We start from the raw sequence: 24,948 nt of genomic DNA, 5'->3' as shown, positions 1-24,948 counted from the left end.
GCGGTCAGCTGCGCTGCCGGGCCGACCCGGGCTCCGGGAGGGCGCCGAGTTTCTCGCCCGTTCCCTCCGTGTCGATGTGCGGCAGGATCCTGTCCAGCCATCGGGGCGTCCACCAGGCGTGCCGGCCCAGCAGGGTCATCACGGCGGGCACCATGAGCAGCCGGACCACGGTGGCGTCGATGAGCACGCTGACGGCGAGGCCCAGGCCCAGCATCTTGACCACGATGTTGTCGCTGATGATGAAGGCCGCGAAGACGCTCACCATGATCAGCGCCGCGCAGGTGATCACGCGCGCGGTGATCTCCAGCGCGTGCGCGACCGCGCCCTTCGCGTCCCCGGTGCGCAGCCACGCCTCGTGCACCCGGGACAGCAGGAAGATCTCGTAGTCCATGCTCAGCCCGAAGATGATGGCGAACATCATCATCGGCACATAGCTCTCGATGGGCACCTTGCCGTGGACGCCCAGCGCGGGCCCGCCCCAGCCCCACTGGAAGACGGCGACGACGACGCCGTACGAGGCCGCGATCGACAGGACGTTGAGGACGGCCGCCTTCAGGGCGACGAGCAGGCCGCGGAAGACCGCGAGGACGATCAGGAAGGCGAGGCCGACCACGACGGCGATGATCACCGGCAGCCGCTGCGCGACGATGTCGCGGAAGTCGACCTGCGCGGCCGTCGTCCCGGTGACGTAGCCCTTGGCGTCGGTGCCGGAGGCCGCGTCGGGGAGGGTGTGGTCGACGAGCCGGTTCGTCAGGTCGGTGGTGTCCATGTTCTGCGGGGACACCGCCGAGTAGACCGTGCCGACCAGGACGTCCCCGTCCTGCGTCGGCCTCAGCGGGCTGACGAAGGAGGTCCCGGACTCGTCGTCGAGGGCCTTCTGGGTCTTCGAGGCCAGGTCGGAGCGTTGCGAGTCCGGTACGGAGGTCTGGTCGACGACGATGGTGAGGGGCCCGTTGGACCCGGCGCCGAACGCGTCGGTCATCAGGTCGTAGGCGCGTCGGTCGGTGAAGGACGTGGGGTCGGCGCCGTCGCCGATGTGGCCCAGCTGGATCGAGAAGAGCGGGATGGCCAGCACCGCGACGGTGACCACGCCCGCGGTCAGGTACCGCAACGGATGGAGCTCCACGCGCTGGGCGTAGCGGTGCCAGGTGCCCTGGGACGTGTCACCCCCGGCCTCGGTCTCGGCGACGGGCCTGCGCACGTGCCAGCGGTCGATGGTGCGGCCGACCAGCCCCAGCATGGCGGGCACCAGCGTCAGCGCGCCCAGGACCGCCGAGACGACCGTGACGGCCGCGGCGACGCCGAGTTTGCCGATGAAGCTCACGCCGGACACCCACAGGCCCATGAGGGCGACGATCACCGTCGTACCGGACACGAGCACCGCGCGTCCGCTGGTGGCGTTGGCGTGGCCGGCGGCGCGCACCGGGTCGGCGCCGTCCATGAGGTTCTGCCGGTGCCGGGTGATCAGGAAGAGCGCGTAGTCGATGCCGACGCCGAGGCCGATCATCGTGGCGAGGGTGGGCGAGACCGTGGCGAAGGTGAACGCGAGGGCGAGCAGCCCGAGGCAGGCGAGGCCGCCGACCACCCCGACCAGCGCGGTGACCAGCGGCAGTCCGGCGGCGATCACACTGCCGAAGCCGATGAGCAGGACGACGATGGCGACCGCGAACCCGATCAGCTCGCTCACCCGGTCGTTGGCCGCGGGCCGGGCCAGCTCGCCGAGCGATCCGCCGTACTCGACCTCGGCGCCGGCGGCTCTCAGCGGCTGTACGGCGTTGTCGACCCCATGGAGGTAGCTGTCGCCGAGGAAGGAGGGCTGCTCGTTGAAACGGATGGTGATGTAGGCCGTCTTCCCGTCCGCGGAGAGCGGCCCGACCTTCGAGGAGGTGGCCTCCAGCGGGTTCAGCGCGGTCAGGACGTGCGGCAGTTTCTGCAGGTCGGCGACGGTGGTCGAGATCTGCGAGCCGAGCGAGGTCAGCGACTTGTCGTCGTGCAGGACGATCTGGCTGCTGTAACCCCCGGCCTGCGGATCGTGCTGCTTCAGGACGTCCAGGCCCTCTTCGGACTGCACGTCGGACAGGGCGAAGTCGTCGGAGTACGCCCCGCCGTGGAAATGGTTCAGCGTCTGCAACGCGCCCAGGGCCACCAGCCAGACGACGATCACGATCACGAAGTGATGGGCGCACCACTCGCCGAGTCCTCGCAGTCCCCCCTTCCGGGCTTTACCCGGTCCCCCTGTGGCTGCACGGTCGGCCATGGCCTCGGCTCTTCTCTGCCGAGCGAGTGTTCGTCCCCTCCATTGGACGCCTCGTGTACCACTCCGGCATCTCGCGCCCCACGCCTATCCGGCCAGCTCCCAGACCAGCAGTTCCGCGGCGCTCACCGCCACCGCCTCCACGTCCTTGGCGTCCGTGACACGCGCCGCGTCACCGGCCGCCAACTCCTCGCCGTCCAGGCGCACTTCACCGCGCACGACATGGACGTACACATACGCCGCGTCCGGCACCGCCGTCCGCTCCCCCGCCCCCAGCCGCCGTACGTGGAGCATCGCGCCCGCCTCCGGGACGGCGTACGGCGTCGAGTCCGCGATGCCGTGGACGATCTCGTACGACGGGTCGCCGCCCGGCGACAGCGGGGCCAGCCAGGTCTGCACGAAGGTCAGCGGTGTGCCGGCGTCGTTGCGCTCCACGTGCCGTACTCCGCCCGCCGAGCTGAGCCGCTGGACGTCCCCGGGGCGGACCCGGGTCTCGTGGCCTGTGGAGTCGCGGTGGGTCAGCTCGCCCTCGACCACCCATGTGACGATCTCGGTGTGGCTGTGCGGGTGCTCGTCGAAGCCGGCGCCCGGGGCGAGCCGCTCCTCGTTGCAGGCGATCATCGCGCCGAAGCGGAGGTTGTCGGGGTCGTAGTGCGGGCCGAAGGAGAAGGCGTGGCGTGACGCGATGCCCGCTGCCTCGTCCCCTCCGGGGTAGCGCTCCGCGGCGCGCCGTACGTCCATCACGGGCACCACCGTAGACCCATCGGGGGGCTTGTCCTGGACCTGTCGGGGAGCTCACCTGCGACCCCTCTGGCACGCGCTCGCGTCCGGATAAGGCAGTCTTGTCCCCGTGCCCGAACCCGAAGCCAGTAAGTCCCCAGCCTCCGTGCACGACGTCCACGCGCATGCCGCGACCCTGAAGCGGCTCGAGAAGTCCTCCGGTTCTCTCGCCGCGCAGGCCATCGCGCGGATGGACGAGACACTGCCGTGGTACCGGGCCATGCCCCCGGAGAACCGTTCCTGGATCGGTCTCGTCGCCCAGGCCGGTATCGCCGCCTTCACCGAGTGGTTCCGGCATCCGGACGCGCCACAGGCCATCTCCACCGACGTCTTCGGGACGGCTCCGCGCGAGCTGACCCGGGCCATCACCCTGCGGCAGACCGTCGAGATGGTCCGGACGACCATCGAGGTCATGGAGTCGGCCATCGACGAGGTGGCGGCGCCCGGTGACGAGAGCGTGCTGCGGGAGGCGCTGCTCGTCTACGCCCGGGAGATCGCCTTCGCCACCGCCCAGGTCTACGCCCAGGCCGCCGAGGCACGCGGTGCCTGGGACGCGCGTCTGGAGTCGCTCGTCGTCAACGCCGTGCTCAGCGGCGAGGCCGACGAGGGGGCCGTGTCACGGGCCGCCGCCCTCGGGTGGAACTCGCCCGAGCATGTGTGCGTGGTGCTCGGGACCGCGCCCGACGGGGACAGCGAGCTGACCGTCGAGGCCATCCGGCGGGCCGCCCGGCACGCCAAGCTCCAGGTGCTCACCGGGGTGCTCGGGGACCGGCTCGTCGTCATCGCGGGCGGCAGCGACAATCCGATCGCCGTGGCCAAGTCGCTGATCGGGCCGTACGCCGCCGGGCCGGTCGTCGCGGGGCCCGTCGTACCCGATCTGCTGGCCGCCACCCGGTCCGCGCAGGCCGCGGCGGCCGGGCTGAAGGCGTGTACCGCCTGGCAGGACGCCCCGCGGCCGGTGCTCGCCGACGATCTGCTGCCGGAACGCGCCATCGCGGGCGATCCGAGCGCGCGCGAGCAGTTGGTGGAGGAGATCTACAGACCGCTGGAGGAGGCCGGGTCGGCTCTTCTGGAGACGCTCTCCGTCTATCTGGAGCAGGCGAGCAGTCTGGAGGGCGCGGCGCGGATGCTCTTCGTGCATCCCAACACCGTGCGCTACCGGCTTCGACGTGTGACTGACGTCACCGGCTGGTCGCCGTCCGATGTACGCTCCGCGTTCACTCTGCGCATCGCGCTGATCCTGGGGCGTCTGGTCGACGGCGATCTCCAGCTCTAGGCTTTTGTCGGGGGCCCACAAAACCCCCTCGTGTTCTTCGTCCTTGTCCCCACGGGCGGCGTCGGCCGTCCCCAAGAGAGAGTGTGAGAGTGCTCGTACTCGTCGCTCCCGGCCAGGGCGCCCAGACGCCCGGCTTCCTGACCCCCTGGCTCGAACTCCCCGGTGTCCGCGGTGCCCTGGAGGCATGGTCCGACGCCGTGCAGCTCGACCTCGTCCGTTACGGCACCGAGGGCGACGCGGAGGAGATCCGCGACACCGCGGTGGCGCAGCCGCTGCTGGTGGCCGCCGGACTCGCCTCCGCGTACACGCTGTTCGCCGACCCCGCCGAGCTGCCGCGCAAGGTCGGCGCCATCGCGGGGCACAGCGTCGGTGAGCTGACCGCCGCCGCGCTCGCCGGGGTGCTCCCCGACGAGGAGACCGTCCGGCTGGTGCGCGCCCGTGGCCTGGCCATGGCCGAGGCCGCCGCGATCACCGAGACCGGCATGTCGGCGCTGCTCGGCGGCGACCCCGAGGTGAGCGTCGCGCACCTGGAGAAGCTCGGCCTGACCCCGGCGAACATCAACGGCGCCGGCCAGATCGTCGCCGCGGGCACGATGGAGCAGCTCGCCGCACTGAACGAGGACAAGCCCGAGGGCGTGCGCAAGGTCGTCCCGCTGAAGGTGGCGGGTGCCTTCCACACGCTCCACATGGGCCCCGCCGTCGACAAGCTGGCCGAGGCCGCCGAGGGGCTCGCCCCCGCCGACCCGAAGCTGACCTACGTCTCCAACAAGGACGGCTCTGCGGTCGCCACCGGCACCGAGGTGCTTCAGCGCCTCATCGGGCAGGTCGCCAACCCGGTCCGCTGGGACCTGTGCATGGAGACCTTCAAGGAGCTCGGCGTCACGGCCCTGATCGAGGTGTGCCCGGGCGGCACGCTGACCGGTCTGGCCAAGCGTGCGCTGCCGGGCGTGAAGACCCTGGCGCTGAAGACCCCCGACGACCTGGACGCGGCTCGCGAGCTCATCGCAGAGCACAGTGCCTGACAAGGAGCCCGAGAGCATGCCGAAGCTGAAGCCCAGCAAGGGCGCCCCGTACGCGCGCATCCTCGGCGTCGGCGGCTACCGCCCGACCCGGGTCGTGCCCAACGAGGTGATCCTGGAGAAGATCGACTCGTCCGACGAGTGGATCCGTTCGCGCTCCGGCATCGAGACACGGCACTGGGCGAACGACGAGGAGACCGTCGCCGCGATGTCCGTCGAGGCGTCCGGCAAGGCGATCGCCGACGCCGGGATCTCCGCCGAGCAGATCGGCGGCGTGATCGTCTCGACCGTCTCGCACTTCAAGCAGACCCCGGCCGTCGCCACCGAGATCGCCGACAAGCTCGGCACGAACAAGGCCGCCGCCTTCGACATCTCGGCCGGCTGCGCGGGCTTCGGCTACGGTCTGACCCTCGCCAAGGGCATGATCGTCGAGGGCTCCGCCGAGTACGTCCTCGTCATCGGCGTGGAGCGGCTCAGCGACCTCACCGACCTGGAGGACCGGGCGACGGCCTTCCTGTTCGGCGACGGCGCCGGCGCGGTCGTGGTCGGCCCCTCCCAGGAGCCGCACATCGGCCCGACCGTGTGGGGCTCCGAGGGCGACAAGTCCGAGACGATCAAGCAGACGGTGCCCTGGAACGAGTTCCGGATCGGCAACGTCGCCGAACTCCCGCTGGACAGCGAGGGCAACGTCAAGTTCCCCGCGATCACGCAGGAGGGCCAGGCGGTGTTCCGCTGGGCCGTGTTCGAGATGGCGAAGGTCGCCCAGCAGGCGCTGGACGCGGCCGGGATCACCCCGGACGAACTGGACGTCTTCATTCCGCACCAGGCCAACGAGCGGATCATCGACTCGATGGTGAAGACACTCAAGCTGCCGGAGCACGTCACGGTCGCCCGCGACGTGCGCACCACCGGCAACACCTCGGCCGCCTCGATCCCGCTCGCGATGGAGCGGCTCCTGGCGACCGGCGAGGCGAAGAGCGGCGACACCGCACTAGTCATCGGATTCGGGGCGGGTCTCGTATACGCCGCGACGGTCGTTACTCTCCCCTAGGCACTCCGTGCCGGATCATGCGAACCGGTACGGAAACGCACCACCTGCCGCTGCCGCGGCGGGCGCGCCAAAACTCTCTGAACAACCCTGAACAACTACGAAGGAGCGCCAACATGGCCGCCACTCAGGAAGAGATCGTCGCCGGTCTCGCCGACATCGTGAACGAGATCGCCGGCATCCCGGTTGAGGACGTCCAGTCGGACAAGTCCTTCACCGACGACCTGGACGTCGACTCGCTGTCCATGGTCGAGGTCGTCGTCGCCGCCGAGGAGCGCTTCGACGTCAAGATCCCCGACGAGGACGTCAAGAACCTCAAGACCGTGGGCGACGCGACCGACTACATCCTCAAGCACCAGGGCTGATCTTCCGATCAGGCCTGAGGCCGTCTGCCCCGCCACCCGGCGGTGGCGCCGCTGAATCCTCGTATCCGTTGGAGAAAGAATTCCCGTGAGCCCGACCAATCGCACCGTGGTCGTCACCGGTATCGGCGCAACCACACCGCTGGGTGGCGACGCAGCCTCTACCTGGGAGGGCCTGATCGCCGGCAAGTCCGGCGTCAAGCCCCTGGAGCAGGAGTGGGCCGCCGAGCAGGCGGTCCGTATCGCCGCGCCGGTCGCCGTGGAGCCGACCGAGGTCATCCCGCGGCCGCAGGCCCGCCGACTGGACCGCTCGGCGCAGTTCGCGCTGATCGCGGCCAAGGAGGCATGGGCGGACGCCGGGTTCGAGGCCAAGGCCGGCGAGGACCCGACCGTCGACCCCGACCGCCTCGGAGCGGTCATCGCCTCCGGCATCGGTGGCGTGACGACGCTGCTCGACCAGTACGACGTGCTCAAGGAGAAGGGCGTCCGCCGCGTCTCCCCGCACACCGTCCCCATGCTGATGCCGAACAGCCCCTCCGCCAACGTGGGTCTGGCCGTGGGCGCCCGTGCGGGCGTGCACACGCCGGTCTCCGCGTGCGCGTCGGGCGCCGAGGCCATCGGCTACGCCATCGAGATGATCCGCACCGGCCGCGCCGACATCGTCGTCGCGGGTGGCACGGAGGCGGCGATCCACCCGCTGCCGATCGCCGCGTTCGGCAACATGATGGCGATGTCCAAGAACAACGACGACCCGCAGGGCGCGTCGCGTCCCTACGACGTCGCCCGCGACGGCTTCGTGCTCGGCGAGGGCGCCGGTGTCGTCGTCCTGGAGTCCGCCGAGCACGCCGCGAAGCGCGGTGCGCGCGTGTACGCCGAGGCCGTCGGGCAGGGCATCTCCGCCGACGCCCACGACATCGTGCAGCCGGAGCCCGAGGGCCGCGGCATCTCGCAGGCCCTGCAGAACCTGCTGGACCGCAACGACCTCGACCCGGCGGAGATCGTGCACGTCAACGCGCACGCCACGTCGACGCCGGCCGGTGACATCGCCGAGTTGAAGGCGCTGCGGAAGGTGTTCGGCGACGATGCCGATCACATGGCGGTGTCCGCGACCAAGTCGATGACCGGGCATCTGCTGGGTGGTGCCGGTGGCGTCGAGACGGTGGCGACGGTGCTCGCGCTGTACCACCGGGTGGCTCCGCCGACCATCAACGTCGAGAACCTCGACCCGGAGGCCGAGGCCAACGCCGACGTCGTCCGCGGTGAGGCACGGAAGCTGCCGGTCGACGGCCGGATCGCCGCGCTGAACGACTCGTTCGGGTTCGGCGGGCACAACGTGGTGCTGGCGTTCCGCACCATCTGAGAAGACCGCTTCTCCAGTCGTACGACGTGAAGGGCCCCCACCAGCCGGTGGGGGCCCTTCACGCATACTGAGCCGACATCACACGACTTGGTGCAACCAGCGCACCGGCGCTCCCTCACCCGCGTACCGGAACGGCTCCAACTCGTCGTCCCACGGCTTCCCCAGCAGCTTGGCGATCTCCGCCTCCAGGTCGGTCTCGCCGCGCTGCGAGCGGGCCAGGGCCGCCCTCAACCGGTCCTCGGGGATCAGGATGTCGCCGTGGATGCCCGTCACCGCGTGGAAGATGCCCAGGTCGGGTGTGCAGCTGTAGCGCTCGCCCTCGGCTGTGGGGCAGGGCTCGGCCGTGACCTCGAAGCGCAGCAAGTGCCAGCCGCGCAGGGCCGACGCCAGTTTGGAGGCCGTGCCGACCTCGCCCTGCCAGCTGAACTCCGAGCGCCAGGTGCCGGGCGCGGCCGGCTGCCGGATCCAGTCGAGGTTGACGCGCGTGCCGAGGACACCGGCGACGGCCCATTCGACGTGCGGGCACAGCGCGCGCGGCGCGGAGTGCACGTACAGAACCCCACGTGTCGTCACCGGTACCTCCGGGCAGAGCGGACATCTTGCGAACTGGCGGACGATCGTGGCCGGGCAGCCACGTTTGATGGCGAGGCTACCGTGCGGCGGCGCAAGGAGTGTGACGTACCGTCGCTCCCGATGCCGCCAAACGTTCGCCATTCACCCGGCAGGACGCTTGTACGGGTGTGAGCCGTTGCATGAGCCGGGTGGGAACCCTTGTGCGTTGTTATGGGTTGGAAAGCATGACGGGAAGTCATGACCGGACACCATGACGGGGCAGACGAGGGGATGGACCAGGTATGCGGAAGCGCCGGCACGTCGCGCGCGCCGTCTTCGCCGCCGTGACCGCGGGGGCCGTGCTGGGCGTCGCCGGTTGTGACGCCGTCGGCGGCAACTCCCCGGCCCCGTCCGGCACCGAGGCGCGAAGCGCGCGGCCGTCGCCGAAGCCGACCCCGACGTGGGACCGCAGCCCGGCCTCGATCGCGGCCGTGGGCGACTCCATCACGACCGGTTTCGACGCCTGTACGGTCCTGTCGGACTGCCCCGAGGTCTCGTGGGCGACGGGCAGTAGTGCGCAGGTCGACAGTCTGGCCGTACGGCTGCTGGGCAAGGCGAAAGCGGCGGAGCGGAGCTGGAACTACGCGGTGACCGGGGCGCGGATGGCCGACGTGGCCCGGCAGATGGCGCGGGCGGTGACGCACAAGCCCGAGTTGGTGGCGGTGATGGCGGGGGCCAACGACGCCTGCCGGGACACGGCCGACGCGATGACCTCGGTGGCCGACTTCCGGACCCAGTTCGAGGACGCCATGAGCACCCTGCGGGACGCCCAGCCGAAGACGCAGGTGTACGTGGCGAGCGTGCCGGATCTGAAGCGGCTGTGGGAGCAGGGCCGTACGAACCCGCTGAGCAAGCAGGTGTGGAAGCTCGGCATCTGCCCGTCGATGCTCAGTGACCCCGACTCCCTCACCACGACGGCGAACCAGCGGCGCGCGTCGGTGCAGGAGCGGGTCGAGGCGTACAACAAGGTGTTGGAGGAGGTCTGCGCGAAGGACCGCCGGTGTCGGTTCGACGACGGCGCGGTGTACGAGTTCCGCTTCGGCGCCGGGCAACTGAGCCAGTGGGACTGGTTCCACCCGAGTGTGGACGGCCAGGCGCGGCTGGCCGAGATCGCCTACCGGACCGTCACGAACTAGTGTTTCGCTCATGAGCGAACACTTCGGCACACTTTCCGACGGCACCGAGGTCCACCGCTGGACCCTGGAGCGCGCGGGCGTGCGGGTACGGGTGCTGTCGTACGGCGGGATCGTGCAGTCGCTGGAGGTGCCGGACCGGGACGGGCGTACGGCGAACGTGGTCCTGGGCTTCGCCGACCTGGACGGTTACCTCTCCCACCCGGGGCCCTATCTCGGCGCCCTCATCGGGCGGTACGCCAACCGGATCGCGGACGGTCGCTTCCCGCTGGACGAGGTGACGCACGCCCTCGAACCCAACAACCCGCCGAGCTCCCTGCACGGCGGCGTGCACGGCTTCGACAAGCGGGTGTGGGAGGTGACGCCGGTCGAGCACGGGGTGCGCCTCAGCCGGGTCAGCCCGCACGGCGAGGAGGGCTTCCCCGGGAGGCTGGAGGTGTCGGCGACCTACACCCTGTCGCCCGACGGCGCGCTCGGGATCGCCTACGAGGCGGTGACGGACGCGCCGACCGTGGTGAACCTGACCAACCACGGCTACTTCAACCTCGCCGGGGCGGGGTCCGGCAACGCGAGCGGTCATGAACTGCGGCTGGCCGCCTCCCGGTTCACCCCGGTCGACGCGGATCTCATTCCGACCGGCTCCCTGGACGAGGTCGCGGGCACCCGCTTCGACTTCCGGGAGGCCCGCAAGGTGGGCGCGGGGTACGACCACAACTTCGTGCTCGACAAGGGAGTGACGGGGAGCCCGGAGCAGGTCGCCGAGCTGTACGACCCGTCGACCGGGCGGGCGCTGACGGTGGCGACCACCGAGCCCGGCCTCCAGCTCTACACCGCCGACCATCTGACCGAGCCGTTCGCCCCGGGCGACGGGATCGCGCTGGAGACACAGCACTTCCCGGACTCCCCGAACCGCCCGGAGTTCCCGACCACGGTGCTGCGGCCGGGTGAGGTGTTCCGTTCGGAGACGGTGTACGGCTTCGCCGCCCGCTAGGGCCTGATCCGCCGGACAGGCCCTGGGTGAGGGGCACAAGTCCCGGTCCGGGCGTCAGGACCCGGACCGGGACTGTTCCTGGGGTACTTCTCCCGCGTCAGACGTTAATCGTCGCGGCCACTCGACGGTCGGTGATCGAGCGCCCCACCTGGATCTCGTACGAACCCTTCACAAAAGTCCACGAATTGGTCTTGTCGTCCCAGGTCTCGAAGGCCCGGCGCGGAAGCTCGACCACCGCCTCGACGGTCTCCCCCGCCCCCGCCGCCACCCCCGCGAATCCGGCCAGCCACCGCACCGGACGGTCGGCATCGCTGTCGGTGTCGGCCGGCGCGACATAGACCTGCACGACCTCCCGCCCCGCACGCTCGCCGGAGTTGCGGACGCGGACCGTGACCGTCGTGCCCTCGGCCTCGACCGACTCGTACGTCCAGTCGGTGTAGCCGAGGCCGTGCCCGAAGGGGTACGAGGGGAGGTGGCCCGCCTTCTCCCAGGCGCGGTAGCCGATGAAGACGCCCTCGGTGTAAGGGAGTTCACCGGCGGACGGGACGACCTGGCTGACCGGGGCGTCGGCCAGAGAGCCCCAGGTGGTGGGCAGCCGGCCGCCCGGTTCCTGCGCGCCCGTGAGGATGTCCGCCAGGGCCGCGCCGCCCTCCTGGCCGGGGAACCAGCTGAGCAGCACGGCGGCGACGTCCTCGCGCCAGGGCAGCTCCACCGGGGAGCCGGAGTTGACGACCACGACGGTGTTCGGGTTGACGGCGGCGACGGCGCGGACCAGGTCGTCCTGGCGGCCGGGCAGCGTGAGGTCCGTGCGGTCGAAGCCCTCCGACTCGACGCGGTCGGTGGTGGCGACCACGACGACGGCCGTGTCGGCGTGGCGGGCGGCCTCGACGGCCTCGGCGATCAGCTCGTCGGCGTCGCGCTGCGGCTCCTGGTGGGCGAGCGTGAAGCCGACCACCTTCATCGGGGTGTCCGCGGGGAACTCGACGACGAGGGTGAGGGACACGTCGACGGGTTCACCGGCGGTGAGCTCGGGCTGGGCGCGGGGTACGGGGGCGCCGAAGAAGGCGGCGAAGGGGTCGTCCTTGGCGGGGCGCTGGACGTCGTCGTAGTACGTCGTGCCGTCGATCGTGAGCTGGAACGCGCCGATGCCCTTGATGCCGAAGGTGTGCGGGCCGGTGTCGCGCGGGGTGAAGGTGCCGGTCAGCTCGACGGTGTGGAGTGCCTCGTGGGTGACGCCGTCGGGGAGGTCGTCACCCATCCACTGGATGTGGCCGTTGGGAGCGGAGCCGATGCCGATGACCTTCCCCTCCGCGTCCCGGCAGAAGGCGCGCAGCTCGAAGCCCTTGTCGGCGACGCCGAGTTCGGTGTTCGGGTCGGCGCCGACGGCGTAGGTGACGGTGCCCTCGGGGAGGGCGGCGGTGAGGCCGTCCAGCGGGGAGACGATCCGGTCGGGGAAGACGGTCGCGGAGCCGCCGCCGAGGACGCGGGCGTCGCGGGCGGCGGCGCCGATGAGGGCGACCGTGCCGTTCGGCCGTAGCGGCAGGGCGCCCTGGTTGCGGACCAGGACGAAGGAGCGGCGGGCGATCTCGCGGGCCAGCGCGGTGCCGTCGACGGCCGCGGGCAGCTCGGTGACGACCGGTTCGGCGCCGCGCAGGATGCCGACGCGGGCGGCCAGCCGGAGCACATTGCGTACGGCCTCGTCGACCTTGGCCTCGTCGACCTCGCCGTCGCGGACGGCCTGGGCGAGGGGTTCGCCGTAGACGGTCCGCGGGCCGGGCATGGCGACGTCGAGGCCGCCCTCGATGGCGGCGACGGTGTTGCGGGCGGCCGTCCAGTCGGAGACGTTGTAGCCGTCGAAGCCCCACTCGCCGCGCAGGACCTCGTTCACGAGGTAGTGGTGCTCGGTCATCGTCGTGCCGTTGACCGTGTTGTAGGCGGTCATGATGCCCCAGGGGTGGGCGTTCTCGACGATGATCTCGAAGGGCGCCAGGTACAGCTCGCGCAGGGCGCGTTCGCTCACGGTGTTGTTCACGGTGAAGCGCTCGGTCTCGGCGTCGTTGGCGACGAAGTGCTTGACGGTGGTGCCGACGCCGCCGGACTGGACGCCGTTCACATAGCCCGCGCCGATCACCCCCGTCAGATACGGGTCCTCGCTGTACGCCTCGAAGTGCCGGCCGCCGAGCGGGGAGCGATGCAGATTGACCGTCGGGGCGAGGAGCACATGGACGCCCTTGCGGCGGGCCTCCTGGGCGAGCAACACCCCTGCCCTGCAGGCGAGTTCGGGGTCCCAGGTGGCGGCGAGGGCGGTGGGTGAGGGCAGCGCGACGGACGGGTCGTCGGCGGTCCAGTGGACACCCCGGACGCCGATCGGGCCGTCGGACATGACGAGGGAGGGCAGGCCGATCTCGGGGAGCGCGGGCAGGGTCCAGGTGTCCTGCCCGGAGAGCAGCCGCGCCTTCGCGTCGAGGTCGAGCCGGGCGAGCGCGGCCTCGACGACCGCCTCGCGTGCTGCGTCGGCCTGGGTGCGGGTTCCCGCCATCGCGGTGCCTCCTCGTTGAGTCCGGGCGTTGGCTCCATCCTGCATCGGGTACCTGTAGGCCGGTAGGTTTCGTTACCTTGCTGTTATATTGCGTGTACGGCGATGTCGTACGGTGACGCCATGAACGCGAGGGTCAGGAGCGAGGAGCGCCGCGCCGAGATCGTCCGGGCGGCACTGGAGGTGATCGCCGAGCGCGGTTACCGGGGGGCGAGCCTGGGCGCGGTCGCGGAACGGGTCGGGCTCACCCAGCAGGGGCTGCTGCACTACTTCCCGACCAAGGGCGCGCTGCTCGTCGCCGTGCTCCAGGAGCGGGACCAGTGGGACGCCGTGCCCGACACCCGGTGGCGGGTCGACCTGCTCGCCTCACTCGTCGAGTACAACGCGATGCGGCCCGCGATCATCCAGACCTTCTCGGCGCTGCTCGGCGAGAGCGTGACGGAGGGGCATCCGGCGCGCGCGTACTTCACCGAGCGGTACACGCGCGTGCGGGCGAGCATGGCGGAGGTCCTGCGCGCCGAGTACGGCGACCGGCTCCCGAACGGGCTCACACCCGAGCGCACCGCTCCCCTGCTGGTGGCCGTGATGGACGGGCTCCAGTACCAGTGGCTCCTGGACCCCGAGTCGGTGGACATGCCGGGGGCGTTCCGGGACTTCCTCAGGCTGTTGGGCGAGGAGCCGACGGATCGGGACTGACGGCGGCGACGACCTCGACCTCCACCAGGGCCTCCGGCCGGAACAGCCTCGGCACCTCGAAGGTCATGCTGGTGGGCGGGGTGCCCGTGAGGAACTGCCGCCGTACGGTGCCGTATTCGTGCAGCGTGCCGATGTCGGTGAGACAGGTGCGGATGTTGATGACGTCCGCGAGGCCGGCCCCGTGGGCCCCCAACAGGGCGGCGATCGTCTCGAAGATGCCGCGGGTCTGCTCGGCGACGGTGGCACCCTCGGCGATCTGCCCGGAGAGGAACAACAGGGCGCCGCCGTCGGCGTGTTCGACGCGGGCGACCTGGGAGTAGTACGGGCTGAGGGGCTGGGGCGCGGACGGCGGGTTGTCGATGGTGGTCTCCATGCCGTCGACGCTAGGCGTGGGCTTGAGATGCGACAAGCGAATGTCCAGCATGGCTGTCATGCCGAATCAGCATGAGTTTCCCGAGGTGTCCACCGTGTGGCTGAGGGCTTTCCTGGAGGTCGCACGGTCCGGCTCCTTCACCGGCGCCGCTCGGACCCTCGGATGGACCCAGTCCGCCGTGTCGCGTCAGATCTCCTCACTGGAGGGGGCGTTGGGCGGCGGCCCGCTGTTCGACCGGCTGCCACGGGGAGTGCGGCTCACCGAGGCCGGGCAGGTTCTCGTGCCGTACGCCGAGACCGTCGCCGAGTCGCTGGGCGGGGCCGTGCGCGAGCTGGCCGCGCTGCGCGAGATCACCGGCGGGCGGCTGCGGTTCGGGGCCTTCGCCACGGCCGACGCGGGGCTGGTGCCGCAGGCGCTGGCCGCCTTCCGGGCCCGGCACCCCCGCGTCCATGTGACCCGCGAGGAAGGCTTCACGCCGGTGCTCCTGGAACGCCTCACCGCCGGCCACCTCGACCTGGCGGTCGTCTCGACCACGGGCCGCGCCCCGCTGGAGGCATACGAACTCCACCACCTCCTCGACGAGTCCCTGTACGTCGCCGTGCCGGCCGCGCACCCCCTCGTGGGCCGCGCAGGACCCGTACGGCTGGGTCAACTCGCCGACGAGGACTGGGTATCCGGCAGCTCCCGCCCCGAGGGCACCCTCCTCGACGCCGCCCTGCGGCAGGGCTTCCGGGCGCGTGTCGCGCATGTCGTCGGTGAGTGGACCGCGAAGCAGGGGTATGTGGCCGCAGGCCTCGGCGTCGCCCTGGTGCCGGCGCTGGCCGCCGCGTCCGTGCGCCCGGATGTGGCCCTGCTTCCCGTGCTGGACGAGGGCGGCCCGGCGCGGGCCGTCTACGCGGCGGCGGTGCGGGGGCGGTCGTTGACATCGGCGGGGGAAGCGTTCGTGGACGCCTTGCGGGGAGCGGTGAGGGAGATTTCCCGCACCATGGCGTAGACCACTCCCGCCACGCGATACTTCCCGCGTCCCGCACCACGCACGCACTGCCTCACCCCCCACCGTGACGGAAGGACCGGAACTCCCTTGAATTCCATACGCGTTCGGATCGGCGTCCTCGGCCTCGCCCTGCTGGCCGGTTTCTCGGCCCCGACGACCGGGGCGGCCGCCGCCGAGACGGCGCCCGCGCCGACCGTCGAGGAACAGCGCCTCGACAAGGCGGTCCCGCAGGAGATCCTGCGCCGCTCCGGATTCGACGCCGCCACAGCTGAGTTCGCCCGTGACCTCGGCGCCGCGCGCTCGTACGCGCAGGCCCGCCGCGTCGTCGTACGCGAGGGGTCGGCGCTGTGGCGGCGGGCCGTCGACCGGGTACAGGGGCGGGGCCCGGCGGGCGGTGATCTGAGCCGGGACGACGATCGGCCGTTGTACTGGGCGCGGTTGTCGATGACGCGGGAGGTGCGTACGTGGGAGCCGGGGTTCGGGTTGAGTGACGGTCAGCGGCGCGCGCTGCTGGATGCGTTGGAGCGGGGCTCGCGTGGGCAGGGCGATATTCGGTACCCGTACGGCGGCGAACGGATTGAGGGAACCAAGGGGAGCAAAGCGCTCAAGCGGGTCCTCGTCACCGGGTTCGATCCCTTCACCCTCGACCGGGACATCCGTATCTCCAACCCCTCCGGGGCCACCGCGCTCGCCCTCGACGGCACGGTGATCGAGACGGCGGACGGGCCTGCGCGGGTGGAGACCGCCGTGTTCCCCGTGCGGTGGCAGGACTTCGCTGGGGGCACCTCCCAGGCTTTCGGCACTGGGGGAGGGACGGTGGAGCGGACGCTGCGGCCGTATCTGAAGCAGATCGATCTGTTCACGACCGTCAGCCAGGGGCGGGTCGGGAGGTTCGACATCGAGCGGACCAACGGTGCCTGGCGGGGTGGGTTCCCCGACAACGAGAACCTCTCGCGCACCGAGACCGTCCCGGTCACCGATCCGGCCTCGCAGCCGCAGTGGACGTCGACGACGCTGCCGTACGCGTCGATCGTCGCCGCGAACACCGGGCGATTCCCCGTGTACGACAACACCAGCGTGACCGAGATTCCGGCGGGCGGGACGGACGCGGTCGTTCGGCCGGACGGGCCGACGGCGGGGTCCGTCGCGCGGGCCGGGGGCGGTGGGAACTACCTGTCCAATGAGATCGCCTACCGAGCGACGCTGTTGCGGGACCGGCTGGGGCTGCACGACACGCTGCCGGGTGGGCATGTGCACACGCCGGTGCTGCAGTTCGGGGCGGGGAACACGGATCCGGCGACGGGGGTGGTAACGGATCCGGAGTTCGTGCGGAACCGGGTGGACATCGTGGCGCAGGTGCGGGCGATTGTGGCTACCGCGGTGGGTGCGGCGTCGGGTTCGTAGGTGCGGGGGGGCGGGCGTCGAGGGTTTTCGCCCCCGCCGCCCCCTACCCGTCCCGTCCCCGGGGGCTGCCGTCCCCGGACCCCCGCTTCGGCCCTGAAGGGGCCTCGTCCTCAAACGCCGGACGGGCTGAAACTGCCTGGAAGCGAATGCCCGTTCTGCTCCTCCTCCGTCTCCTCCCCCATCAGCTCCCGCGCCATCAGCGTCGCCCCCGCCACCGCCCCCGGCATCAGGAACACCGCCACGAACGGCACCAGGAAGGCCGCCGCGAGAGGCGTGCCGAAGCCCCAGATCAGGGTCTTTCGGGAGCGGAGGAGGGTGAGGCGGTCGCGGGCTTCCACTCGGCGGCGTTGGAGGGCGACCGCCGTGAGTTCCTCGGTGAGGAAGAAGCCGGTGACGATGACGCCGACGACCGGTACGACCGTCTGGCCGACGACCGGGATGAAGCCGAGGGCGAAGAGCAGCACGCCCCAGACGGCGGCGCGCAGCACGATGCGCAGGCTGTCGCGGCCCGAGATCCACAGCTCGCGCCAGAGCGGCAGGCCGGACTCGGGGGCCGTGCCGTCGGGGGAGACGTCCCGGTCGACCTTCTCGGAGAGGTTCTCGTAGAAGGGCTGGCCGATCAGGAGCGTCACGGCGGTGAAGGTGACGACCGAGAGGAGCAGGCCCAGGACGAACAGGACGGCCGTGAGGAAGCCACGGAACAGGCCCTGCCAGGGGCTCGACCAGTCGTCGGCGAACGGCGTCGTCCAGGCCACGAAGTCCTGGCCCCAGAGCGCGAGCGCGACCAGCGCGGCCGCGTAGAGCACCAGGGTGATCAGGCCCGGGATCAGCCCGAAGCCGTACTGCTTGCCGTGCCGGGCCACCCATCGCTGGCCCTTGAGGAGATATCTGAAACCGGCACCAAGATCGCGCATGAGGGAACTCTAGTCGGGGCGTGTCACACAGGAGTCACGGTCGTTTCGGGGACCGGTCACCGCAGCTCGGGCGAGCTCACAGCCCTCACGCGGGAGTGACCGCCACCACCACCCCCTGCTCGGCGGCCGGGCTCACCGCCGCCGACACCCGTACCGCCACCTCCCGCGCCACCCGCCCCGCGCGCGACGCCCCGGTCAGCAGGAGGGGCTGCAGGCGTTCCAGCCCGGACACCAGGAACTCCTCACCGGCGATCAGGAACGGGCGGGCCGCTTTCGTGGTCGCCGCCGCTGCCTCCGTGAGGTCGGCGAGGGGCGGGAGGGTCGCCCGGACGATGTTCGCGCCGGCGACGGCCGCGCGTTCCGCCAGCGCCACCTGGAGCGGCATCAGCGGGGCCAGCGCGGCGGTCAACGCCTCGGCCATGCGGCGCAGTTCCGGGGACGACTCGTGCAGTACCTCCGCCGCGGAACGGAGGAGCGGGGTCAGGGCCAGCAGCGCGCCCGCCGCCACTCCCGCCGTCGCCGGGAGGAGGGGCGAGGTCGCCTCGACCAACTCGCCGAGCGCCGCCGCGAACTCCTCTACCGCCGGCTCCACCGCGTCCAGCACCGGCAGCAGGCTGTCGCCCAACGCCGTGAGCAGGGCGTGCGCCGGTTCGCTCACCGGGTGGACCGCGAGGGGCGCGCCGCTGGTGCCGAGGCGGGTGAGGGTCTCGACGATGCGGTAGAACGCCTCCTGGGCCTGCGGCGACGCGCTCGCCTCGGCCAGTTCGGCGGTGGTCTGCCGCAGCACGCGCAGGACCTCGGCGCCGGAACCGTCTCTGGGGTCGAAGGTGTTGATCGCGATACGGGTGATGTTCCCGGCCGTGTCCAGGAGTTGGCCGGTGATGTCGGTCGTGCTGCGTGCCATGCGGAGTACGTCGTCCCTGCTGGGGAGCGTGGGGATCGTGGGCATGGGGCTCTCCTCGTCGTTGAGCCGTTCGTCCTGCCGCCGCCTGTGCCACTCACAGCATGCCGCCTCCGGATGCCCCCATATGGGCCGTCCGGGGCATCCGTGGCGCCAACTCCCTCTTGTTGCCGTTGAGTCGAACAGGTAGACCTCGCCGTACCGATCTTTGGAAGCTCAGAAGGAGGTACGCGTGCGCACCACGAGAACCGTTCCTGCGAGACCCGTTCCTGCAAGGCCCGTTCTGATCGCCACCCTCGCCCTCGCCACGGCCGGCTCCCTGCTCCTCACCCCGCACACCGCCGTCGCCGTCGCCGACCCCGAACCCCCGCACCGCGAGGCCGCACTCGACCGGGACGCGGCGCGGACGCCTCCCAGCGCCGCCCAGCGGGCCCTGACCGGCGCCGGTGCCGCCTCCGAGGCGATCGCCGACGACAGCCGCGGCTACCCCCGCCGCCAGGTCCTCACCCCGGACCCGGAGAACCCGGCCGACAAGTCCCTCAAGCTCGGCCTCACCCCGTACCACGCCATCGCGCCGAAGCTGAACGCCCTCCAGGCCCTCGGCGACCGGGTGAGCGTCGAGGTCGCGGGCCGCTCGGCCGGCGGGCACCGGCTCTACCTCGTCACCGTCACCGCCCCGGAGACGGCCCGCCAGACCCGTGCCCAGGCGCGGATGCGCGAGCTGATCGAGAGCGCTCCCGCCCTCGCCGCCAAGTCCCCGGAGATCAAGAAGACCTACAAAGCCCCGGTCTTCTTCAACAACAACATCCACGGCAACGAGTGGGAGGGCACCGACGCCTCCCTCAAGCTCATCGAGCGGCTCGCCAAGGCCGATGACGGCAAGACGCGCGATCTGCTCGCCCACAGCCGTCTCTACTTCAACATCACCGCCAATCCGGACGGCCGTATCGCCGGAACGCGTACCAACGCCAACGGCTTCGACATGAACCGGGACTTCGTGACCGCCTCGCAGCCCGAGGTGCGCGCGATGCGCCAGATCCAGATCGACAAGCAGCCGGCCGTCATGCTCGACCTGCACGGCTATGTCAACGGCACCCTGATCGAGCCCACCACTCCCCCGCACGGCGAGAACTACGAGTACGACCTCTTCCTGAAGAACACCTACGCCAACGCCCTCGGCATGGAGGCCGCCGTCAACGGCCTGGGCTACACACCCGCCAAGGACGGCGTCGAGCCCGCGCAGATCCCGTTCCGGGACCAGGAGGAGGGCTGGGACGACTGGCCACCGATCTTCACCCCGCAGTACGCGGCCTTCCACGGCACGGTCGCCGCGCACACGGTGGAGATCCCGCTGGCGGTGAACAACGAGGAGTACGACACCCTGCCGACCGCCGAGCTGCGCCGCCGGTCCGCGATCAACGTGGACGTCGCCGGGGCCGCCCTGCGCGCCACCCTCGACTTCGTGCAGGCGAAGCGCACCTCACTGGTCGCCGACCAGATCGAGGTCTTCCGGCGGGGTGCGGCGGGCGCCGCGCAGGTGCCCGTGTCCGAGGAGACCGTCCCGGGCGTGCCCGGCATCGGCCCCGAGGACGTCTACACGACCCGCTTCCCCCGCGCGTACGTCATCCCGGCCGACACGGGAACCGGCACCGGCGCCCAGCGCTCCGCCACCGCCGCCGCCCGCCTCGTCGACCATCTCCTCGCCAATGACGTACGGGTCAGCCGCGCGGCACACGCCTTCCGGCTCGGCGGGAAGACGTACGCCAAGGGCGCGTACGTCGTCGACATGCGCCAGCCCAAGCGCGGGCTCGCGAACGTGCTCCTCGCGGACGGGCGGGACATCAGCGACAAGGTCTCGGTGATGTACGACATCTCGGGCTGGAGCCTCGGCAGGCTGTGGGGCGCGTCCGTCGGAACGCTGCCGGGTCTGCCGTACGGCGTGCTGCGTCCCGTCCGTGCGGCGGCTTCCGTGGCCTACGTCGCCGCGCGCGGTGATCTGCGGCTGCGGCTCGACGACCCGAACGAGATCGCCGCCCTCAACTCCCTGCTGCGCAAGGGCGTCGAGGCGCGCCGCGCCGCCGACGGCAGCGCGATCGTGCCGGGCTCGGCGCGGCGCCAGGCCGCGGAGGCCGCCCGTACGTACGACGTCGCCTTCCACGCCACGAAGCTCACCGGGACCGCCCCGCTGCACCGCACCCGCGTCGCCGCCGCCGTCACCTCGGGTGAGCTGTTCGCGCTGCGGGAGATGAACTTCGAGGTCACGCCGGTCTCGACGGACGTGCTGAACGCCGGGTTCGACTGGTCGTCGGTGGACGTGCTGTTCGTGTCGACGGGGCTCGATCACGGCGACCTGACCCCCGGCGCCCGTACCGCCCTCGACGCCTTCCTCGACCGGCATGGTCTGGTCGGTCGTGGTGCCACAGGTGCCGGGCTCAGCTCGGCGACCGACCTGCTGGCCGCGAAGCCGGTCGAGGGCAACGGGGACGCCAACGGTGTGGTGCGGGTCGTGAACTCTCGCAGCGATCTGATGTCCGGCGCCCCGGACCACGGCTTCGTGTACGCGCCCGTGTGGTTCACGGATCTCGGCCCGAAGGTCCGGGTGGAGCAGTCGTACGCGACCGGGAACCCGCTGGTCTCCGGGCACTGGCGGCCCTCGGCAGACGGCTCCGGCGGTCCCGCGGACGCGGCGGGGCAGGCCTCGGTGGTCAGCGGCCCGCGCGCGGTGCTCTTCGGCACCGAACCACTCTTCCGGGACCACCCGAAGGGGGAATTCGCGCAGGTGGGGCGGGCATTGTTCACCATGGCACTCGCAAGCGGCTCAGATTGAGGAGAGCGGATGACGCAAGGGATCCACGGCACCGTCGCGGACGGCTTCGAGGCGGTGCGCGAGGAGTTCGCCGCGTTCGTGGGGCGGGAACTCCCCGACTACGAGGGGCAGTTGTGCGCCTACGTGCACGGCCGCAAGGTCGTCGACCTGTGGACCGGTGACGGCTGCGAGGCCGACTCCCTCTACGGCGTGTTCTCCTCCACCAAGGGCGCCGCTCACCTCGTGGTCGCGCTCCTCGTGCAGGAGGGCACGCTGGAGCTGGACCGCAAAGTGACGTACTACTGGCCGGAGTTCGGGGTCGAGGGCAAGGGCGCCCTGACGCTGCGCGACCTTCTCGCGCACCGTGCGGGGCTGGTCGGCGTCGACGCCGGGTTCACCGGGGACGAGCTGGCCGACGACCAGGCCGTCGCCGAGCGGCTCGCGGACCAGCGGCCGTTCTGGCGCCCCGGCACGGCCTACGGCTACCACGCGTTCACCATCGGCGCGCTCACCGGCGAGGTCGTACGACGGGCTACCGGGCGCAGGCTCCAGGAGGTGTACGAGGAGCGGGTGCGGGCGCCGTACGGCCTCGACTTCCACCTCGGCCTCCCCGAGGAACTGGAGCCCCGCTTCCGCCCGGTGCAGCCGATGGCCCCGACACCGGAGCAGCAGGCCGTGCTGGACTCGGAGCCGACGGGTCCGCACACCCTGGCGTCGATCGCGTTCAACATCCATGTGCCGAATCCGGGCGAGCTGGCGGACTACCCCAACTCCCGCGCGGTGCGCGCGAAGGGGCCCGCGTCGGCGGGCGGGGTCGCGGCGGCGCGCGGGCTGGCCGGAATGTACGCGGCGACCATCAGTGAAGTGGACGGCCGCCCGCCGCTCCTGAAACCGGACACCATCGCCGAGGTCGGCCAGATCCACTCGACCGGCTACGACCTGGTGGCCCGCACGCACAAGTCCTTCGGCCTCGGCTTCCAGGCGGTCTCCGACTACGTGTACCCGTTCCTGGGCGCCGGCGCCTTCGGCCACAGCGGAGCAGGCGGCTCCCAGGCCTTCGCGGACCCCCGCAGCGGCCTGGCCTACGGCTACACCCGCCGCCGCTGCTCCTTCCCCGGCGGGGCGGCCCCGGAGAACGAACGGCTGGTGAGGGCGGCGCATCGGGCGGCGCTGGCCAGCTGAGAGCTGAGAGCTGAGAGCTGAGAGCTGAGAGAGCGTGCAGCACAGAGGCCGCACCCCACGTCCAGGGGTGCGGCCTCCGTCCTACACAACGAGCGGTGTCAGACCAGCGTCACGCTGATGTTGCCGCGCGTCGCCTTCGAGTACGGGCAGACCTGGTGGGCCTTCTCAAGCAGGTCCCGTGCGGTCTCGGTGTCGACGTTCGGGATGGTCGCCGAGATCTCCACGATGATCCCGAAACCGTCGTCGTTCTTGCCGATGCCGACCTTCGCGGTCACCGTCGAGCCGGAGATGTCGGCCTGCTCCTGGCGGGCGACCACGCCCAGGGCGCCCTGGAAGCAGGCGCTGTAGCCGGCCGCGAACAGCTGCTCCGGGTTGGTGCCGGCGCCGCTGCCGCCCATCTCCTTGGGCGGGTTGACGACGACGTCGAGCTTGCCGTCGTCGGTGGCCACCCGGCCGTCGCGGCCGTTGTCGGCGGTGGCTACGGCCGTGTAGAGGACGTCGGTCTGCTGGATGGACATGCGGTGTCTTCTCCTCCTCGGTCCGCCGCGACTCGCGCCCACGATCGACGACGGTTTCGGAAAGAAGTTACCGCATACCGGAAAGCCGTAGAAGACCGGGAGAAGACCGGTCGAGGACGTCAGAGCTTGACGATCATCTTTCCGGTGTTGTCGCCGCGCAGAACCCCGAGGAACGCCTCCAGGTTGTTCTCGATGCCCTCCACGACCGTCTCGCGGTACTTGAGCTGCCCCGAGGCGACCCAGGGGCCGACCTCCTGGACGAACTGGGGCTGGAGGTCGTAGTGGTCGCCGACGAGGAGGCCCTCGATGCGGCCGCGGGTCGCGATGAGGCGGGCGAGGTTCTTCGGGCCGGGGGCGGGCTCGGTGTTGTTGTAGACCGAGATCATGCCGCAGATGGCGATCCGGCCATGGAGGTTGAGCTGCCCGATGGCGGCCTCCAGGTGGTCGCCGCCGACGTTGTCGAAGTAGACGTCGATGCCGTCGGGGGCGGCCTCGCGCAGCTGCTCGTTCACCGAGCCGTTCTTGTAGTTGAACGCGGCGTCGAAGCCGTACTCCTCCACCAGGAGCTTGACCTTCTCGTCGGACCCGGCGGAGCCGATGACCCGGGAGGCGCCCTTGAGCTTGGCGATCTGGCCCACCTGGCTGCCGACGGCACCCGCGGCGCCGGACACGAAGACCGAGTCGCCCTCCTTGAAGGAGGCGGTGCGCAGGAGGCCGGCATAGGCGGTGAGGCCGGTCATACCGAGGACGCCGAGGTACGTGGAGAGCGGCGCCGCCTCCGGGTCGACCTTGACGGCGGTCTTCGCGTCCACCGCGGCGAACTCGCGCCAGCCGAAGAAGTGCAGGACGTGGTCGCCGACCGCGATGCCCTCGGCATTGGAGGCCACGACCTCACCCACCGCGCCGCCCTGCATGACCTTGCCGAGCTCGAAGGGGGCGACGTAGGACTTGGCCGCCGACATGCGTCCGCGCATGTACGGGTCGACGGAGAGGTACTTGTTCCGTACGAGCACCTGGCCCTCGCCGGGCGTCGGCATCTCGGCCTCGACCAGGGCGAAGTCCTCGTCCTTGGGCCAGCCGACGGGGCGGGAGAGGAGGTGCCATTCGCGGTTGCTCATGGGGGGTGCGCCTTTCCGGTTCATGCTTCGCGGGTTCACGCTTCGCAGCGTGTTTTTACTTCAGTACCTGAAACAACCATGCTCCTGAATATTTCATGATGTCAAGTAACGGGGTTACCCTGAGAGCATGGCCACTCCAGAGAAGACCCACCGCCCCGATGAGCTGACCCTTGAGGTCGTCGACCTCATCGGCTCGGTCGTGGCCCGCTACCACGAGGAGTACGACGAGGCCGCCGCCGAACACGCCCTCACCGGCGCGCAGGCCCGGCTGCTGAGCCTGCTGTCGCTGGAGCCGCTGCCGATGCGGAAGCTGGCGCAGCAGCTGCGGTGCGAGCCGTCGAACGTGACCGGCATCGTGGACCGGCTGGAGTCCCGGGGCCTGGTGGAGCGCCGCCCGGACCCGGCGGACCGGCGGGTGAAGCTGGCGGCGGCCACCGAGGAGGGCCGGCAGGTGGCCCGCAGCCTGCGGAACTCCCTGCGGTTCGCCCGGGAGCCCCTCGCGGAGCTGTCCGAGGAGGAACGGCAGGCGCTGCGGGATCTGCTGCGGCGGATGCTGGGCGTGGACAAGGGTCCTGTCTGACGGCTGAAGCGTCACTTGCGGGCTCCCTGGTCCGAGGCGAGGATCGGAGCGTGGGTGTGCTGCGCTTTCCCGGGGGCTAAGCCCCGGACCC

At 71.1% G+C, this 24,948-nt stretch carries 22 protein-coding genes; 13 read left to right on the top strand and 9 right to left on the bottom strand.

Annotated elements, in window-relative coordinates; translation table 11 throughout:
• Positions 1-4: 4 nt before the first annotated feature.
• On the bottom strand, positions 5-2,257 hold the full coding sequence (locus BLU79_RS23620; protein ID WP_093907871.1) for an MMPL family transporter: 2,253 nt from the start codon (positions 2,255-2,257) through the stop codon (positions 5-7).
• A gap of 84 nt (positions 2,258-2,341) precedes the next feature.
• Positions 2,342-2,995 (bottom strand): pirin family protein, encoded by a 654-nt coding sequence (locus BLU79_RS23615; protein ID WP_093907870.1) that lies wholly within the window; start codon positions 2,993-2,995, stop codon positions 2,342-2,344.
• Positions 2,996-3,104: 109 nt separating this feature from the next.
• On the opposite strand from BLU79_RS23615, the gene fasR reads away from it, so the two are divergent.
• The 5 genes from fasR to fabF all read left to right on the top strand — a co-directional run bounded on the left by fasR (position 3,105) and on the right by fabF (position 8,099).
• Positions 3,105-4,310 (top strand): fatty acid biosynthesis transcriptional regulator FasR, encoded by a 1,206-nt coding sequence (gene fasR / locus BLU79_RS23610; protein WP_093907869.1) that lies wholly within the window; start codon positions 3,105-3,107, stop codon positions 4,308-4,310.
• Between the two features lie 89 nt (positions 4,311-4,399).
• Entirely contained in the window at positions 4,400-5,332 is a 933-nt protein-coding gene (locus BLU79_RS23605; RefSeq protein ID WP_093907868.1) for an ACP S-malonyltransferase, read from the top strand.
• Positions 5,333-5,348: 16 nt separating this feature from the next.
• Complete coding sequence (locus BLU79_RS23600; protein WP_093907867.1) at positions 5,349-6,380, top strand: ketoacyl-ACP synthase III; 1,032 nt, start codon at positions 5,349-5,351, stop codon at positions 6,378-6,380.
• 113 nt (positions 6,381-6,493) lie between these two features.
• A complete protein-coding gene (locus tag BLU79_RS23595) occupies positions 6,494-6,742 on the top strand; it encodes an acyl carrier protein (RefSeq protein WP_093907866.1) in 249 nt (82 codons plus the stop codon).
• Positions 6,743-6,827: 85 nt separating this feature from the next.
• Positions 6,828-8,099, top strand: coding sequence for a beta-ketoacyl-ACP synthase II (gene fabF / locus BLU79_RS23590; RefSeq protein ID WP_093907865.1), 1,272 nt, complete (start codon positions 6,828-6,830; stop codon positions 8,097-8,099).
• A gap of 78 nt (positions 8,100-8,177) precedes the next feature.
• On the opposite strand, the gene BLU79_RS23585 is transcribed toward fabF, so the two are convergent.
• Complete coding sequence (locus tag BLU79_RS23585) at positions 8,178-8,672, bottom strand: DUF3145 domain-containing protein (protein WP_093907864.1); 495 nt, start codon at positions 8,670-8,672, stop codon at positions 8,178-8,180.
• 281 nt (positions 8,673-8,953) lie between these two features.
• On the opposite strand from BLU79_RS23585, the gene BLU79_RS23580 reads away from it, so the two are divergent.
• Entirely contained in the window at positions 8,954-9,847 is an 894-nt protein-coding gene (locus BLU79_RS23580) for an SGNH/GDSL hydrolase family protein (protein WP_093907863.1), read from the top strand.
• Between the two features lie 10 nt (positions 9,848-9,857).
• Positions 9,858-10,835 (top strand): aldose epimerase family protein, encoded by a 978-nt coding sequence (locus tag BLU79_RS23575; RefSeq protein ID WP_093907862.1) that lies wholly within the window; start codon positions 9,858-9,860, stop codon positions 10,833-10,835.
• A gap of 97 nt (positions 10,836-10,932) precedes the next feature.
• On the opposite strand, the gene BLU79_RS23570 is transcribed toward BLU79_RS23575, so the two are convergent.
• Positions 10,933-13,374 carry a beta-glucosidase family protein gene (locus BLU79_RS23570; RefSeq protein ID WP_093907861.1) on the bottom strand — a complete coding sequence of 814 codons (2,442 nt, stop codon included), beginning with the start codon at positions 13,372-13,374 and terminating at the stop codon, positions 10,933-10,935.
• 102 nt (positions 13,375-13,476) lie between these two features.
• Here BLU79_RS23570 and BLU79_RS23565 point away from each other — a divergent pair, with 102 nt between their 5' ends.
• Entirely contained in the window at positions 13,477-14,067 is a 591-nt protein-coding gene (locus BLU79_RS23565; protein WP_093907860.1) for a TetR/AcrR family transcriptional regulator, read from the top strand.
• Here BLU79_RS23565 and BLU79_RS23560 read toward each other — a convergent pair.
• Positions 14,030-14,440, bottom strand: a complete 411-nt coding sequence (locus tag BLU79_RS23560) for a RidA family protein (RefSeq protein ID WP_093907859.1) — start codon at positions 14,438-14,440, stop codon at positions 14,030-14,032. The genes BLU79_RS23565 and BLU79_RS23560 overlap by 38 nt on opposite strands.
• Before the next feature lie 49 nt (positions 14,441-14,489).
• On the opposite strand from BLU79_RS23560, the gene BLU79_RS23555 reads away from it, so the two are divergent.
• Together BLU79_RS23555 and BLU79_RS23550 are read left to right on the top strand one after the other, a co-directional pair.
• On the top strand, positions 14,490-15,434 hold the full coding sequence (locus tag BLU79_RS23555) for a LysR family transcriptional regulator (protein WP_371131919.1): 945 nt from the start codon (positions 14,490-14,492) through the stop codon (positions 15,432-15,434).
• Between the two features lie 87 nt (positions 15,435-15,521).
• On the top strand, positions 15,522-16,838 hold the full coding sequence (locus tag BLU79_RS23550; protein WP_093907857.1) for a pyroglutamyl-peptidase I: 1,317 nt from the start codon (positions 15,522-15,524) through the stop codon (positions 16,836-16,838).
• Between the two features lie 110 nt (positions 16,839-16,948).
• On the opposite strand, the gene BLU79_RS23545 is transcribed toward BLU79_RS23550, so the two are convergent.
• Positions 16,949-17,752 (bottom strand): EI24 domain-containing protein, encoded by an 804-nt coding sequence (locus BLU79_RS23545; RefSeq protein WP_093907856.1) that lies wholly within the window; start codon positions 17,750-17,752, stop codon positions 16,949-16,951.
• An 85-nt stretch (positions 17,753-17,837) separates the two neighbouring features.
• The gene (locus BLU79_RS23540) at positions 17,838-18,701 is read right to left on the bottom strand and encodes a hypothetical protein (RefSeq protein ID WP_093907855.1); all 864 of its coding nucleotides are present in this window, start codon (positions 18,699-18,701) and stop codon (positions 17,838-17,840) included.
• A 184-nt stretch (positions 18,702-18,885) separates the two neighbouring features.
• Between BLU79_RS23540 and BLU79_RS23535 the strand changes: the two genes are divergently transcribed.
• On the top strand, positions 18,886-21,480 hold the full coding sequence (locus tag BLU79_RS23535; RefSeq protein WP_093907854.1) for a M14 family zinc carboxypeptidase: 2,595 nt from the start codon (positions 18,886-18,888) through the stop codon (positions 21,478-21,480).
• A 9-nt stretch (positions 21,481-21,489) separates the two neighbouring features.
• Positions 21,490-22,641, top strand: coding sequence for a serine hydrolase domain-containing protein (locus BLU79_RS23530; protein WP_093907853.1), 1,152 nt, complete (start codon positions 21,490-21,492; stop codon positions 22,639-22,641).
• A 98-nt stretch (positions 22,642-22,739) separates the two neighbouring features.
• On the opposite strand, the gene BLU79_RS23525 is transcribed toward BLU79_RS23530, so the two are convergent.
• Both BLU79_RS23525 and BLU79_RS23520 read right to left on the bottom strand, forming a co-directional pair.
• On the bottom strand, positions 22,740-23,159 hold the full coding sequence (locus tag BLU79_RS23525; RefSeq protein WP_093907852.1) for an organic hydroperoxide resistance protein: 420 nt from the start codon (positions 23,157-23,159) through the stop codon (positions 22,740-22,742).
• A gap of 119 nt (positions 23,160-23,278) precedes the next feature.
• The gene (locus tag BLU79_RS23520; protein ID WP_093907851.1) at positions 23,279-24,277 is read right to left on the bottom strand and encodes an NADP-dependent oxidoreductase; all 999 of its coding nucleotides are present in this window, start codon (positions 24,275-24,277) and stop codon (positions 23,279-23,281) included.
• A gap of 127 nt (positions 24,278-24,404) precedes the next feature.
• Between BLU79_RS23520 and BLU79_RS23515 the strand changes: the two genes are divergently transcribed.
• Positions 24,405-24,857 (top strand): MarR family winged helix-turn-helix transcriptional regulator, encoded by a 453-nt coding sequence (locus BLU79_RS23515; RefSeq protein WP_093907850.1) that lies wholly within the window; start codon positions 24,405-24,407, stop codon positions 24,855-24,857.
• Positions 24,858-24,948: the final 91 nt, after the last annotated feature.

Origin of the sequence: Streptomyces sp. cf386, assembly GCF_900103585.1 — a bacterium.
Classification (GTDB): domain Bacteria; phylum Actinomycetota; class Actinomycetes; order Streptomycetales; family Streptomycetaceae; genus Streptomyces.
Note: the sequence above shows the minus strand (reverse complement) of the source record. Positions and strands in the feature narration are given on the sequence as shown.